General features: G+C 70.1%; 3 protein-coding genes. 1 reads left to right on the forward strand and 2 read right to left on the reverse strand.

The features are described from left to right. Nucleotides 1–201 precede the first annotated feature (201 nt). Nucleotides 202–888 (forward strand): fumarylacetoacetate hydrolase family protein, encoded by a 687-nt coding sequence (locus tag A6302_RS20135; protein WP_069308500.1) that lies wholly within the window; start codon nucleotides 202–204, stop codon nucleotides 886–888. Between the two features lie 3 nt (nucleotides 889–891). Here A6302_RS20135 and A6302_RS20140 read toward each other — a convergent pair whose 3' ends face one another. Next, nucleotides 892–1,542, reverse strand: a complete 651-nt coding sequence (locus A6302_RS20140; protein WP_069308501.1) for a nucleoside/nucleotide kinase family protein — start codon at nucleotides 1,540–1,542, stop codon at nucleotides 892–894. Nucleotides 1,543–1,728: 186 nt separating this feature from the next. Beyond that, nucleotides 1,729–1,818, reverse strand: a complete 90-nt coding sequence (gene repC / locus A6302_RS25935; protein ID WP_342586322.1) for a replication initiation protein RepC — start codon at nucleotides 1,816–1,818, stop codon at nucleotides 1,729–1,731. Nucleotides 1,819–1,820 lie beyond the last annotated feature (2 nt).

The following is a 1,820-nucleotide window of genomic DNA, read 5'->3' on the forward strand; positions in this document are numbered from 1 at the left end:
AAAAATCAGGCACGCATGTTTCAATTCGAAGTCATTATCACATGTCGGGGATGTTTCCGTCGAAGAAAATCATGAGGGGCCTGCCGGACTTGCGCCGAAATTTGCCACCCGAACGGCTTTCGCGACGGCGAGCGATCGTCTAGGAAGGAATCAGGAGTGTCGACACTCGCCGGTTCAAAACCATCATCGATCGAGAGCCTCATGTCCGACTTCGTGATCGCGCCCGAAGCCATTCCCGCCGTGCCCGTGGCCGGCGGCGGACGCTATCCGGTGCGCCGCATCTACTGCGTTGGCCGCAACTATGCCGAACACGCGCGCGAAATGGGCTCGGACCCGGACCGCGAACCGCCGTTCTTCTTCATGAAGCCCGCGGGCGCGATCGTCACCGGCGGCGCCGACACCCCCTATCCGCCGGCCTGCCGCAGCCTGCATTTCGAGCTGGAACTGGTGGCGGCGATCGGCACCGGCGGCGCCGAGATCGAGCCGGAACAGGCGCTGGACCACGTGTGGGGCTATGGCGTCGGCCTCGATCTCACCCGCCGCGACCTGCAGTCGGAGGCCAAGCGCACGGCCCGTCCGTGGTGCATGGCCAAGGGCTTCGACGCCTCGGCACCGATCGGCGACCTCATCCCCGTGCCGCCCGCCGGCCATCCGACCTCGGGCACGATCGAGCTTTCGGTCAACGGCAGCGTGCGCCAGAACTCCGACCTGTCGCTGATGATCTGGTCCGTCGCCGAGACCATCGTCCACCTGTCGCGGCTGGTGCGGCTGGAGCCCGGCGACCTGCTGTTCACCGGCACGCCCGCCGGTGTCGGCCCGGTGGAGCGCGGCGACCGGCTGGTCGGTCGGGTCGACGGCATCGGCACGCTCGTCACCACCATCGTCTGAGCGTCACGTCTCGCCGGCGATGCGGAATTCCGCCGGCCGGCTTTCGCGCAGCACCAGCAGCGCGTTGGGCAGGTCGTTGCCGTCGACCTTGGCGGCGATCTCCTCCGCGCCGAGGCCGTGGCCCTCCCAGCGCGCGACGAGGCGGCGGCGCAGGAGGTCGGTGTCGGCGACGATCATCACGGTGGTGTCGAACAGCGGTGCGAGATCCCGCCAGGGCGCGCGATCGAGCAGCAGGTAGTTGCCCTCCACGACCAGATGGCGGACCGAGCGCGGAACGAGGCCGGCGGCGGCGCGGGCCACCTCCAGCGACCGGTCGAACACCGGCACCGCGATCGCGTCCTCCGTGTTGGCGCGCAGGCGCGTCAGCATGTGGGCGAGCCCGGCGACGTCGAAGGTGTCCGGCGCGCCCTTGCGCGGCCGCAGGCCGAGCGGGACCAGCACCCGGTCGTCGAAGTGGTAGCCGTCCATCTGCAGGAGACCAGCCGACCCCGGCTCGGCCGCATTGAGCCGGTCGACGATCGCCGCCGACAGGGTCGACTTTCCGGCCGCGGGCGGGCCGGCGAGCGCGGTGAGGCTGCGCCCTGCCCTGCCCCGGGCGGCGATCACCTCGACCAGATGGCCGAGCGGCGTCAGATCAGCAGTTCCATCCGTCATCGCGGCTCTCTCCTCATCGGCATCCGCCCGGTTCAGGCTCTAGTCCAGCTGCCGCGGCAGGTAAATCGCGCATCGCCGCGCCGTTCTCATCCGGCGCGCGCGCGCCCTGCCCGGCCTGGCTGCTGCGCCGCCACAGGCCCATCAGCACCGGTCCGAGCGAGAAGTCGCCGGCCCGCGCCTTGTCGGTCAGCGCCGCAGATACCCACCGGGACTGCGGATCTCCTCGGCCCGCTCCAGGATCGCGGCCACGCAGACGGCGGCGTCGCGGCTGCCCATCA

The organism is Methylobrevis pamukkalensis (assembly GCF_001720135.1).
Lineage (GTDB): Bacteria > Pseudomonadota > Alphaproteobacteria > Rhizobiales > Pleomorphomonadaceae > Methylobrevis > Methylobrevis pamukkalensis.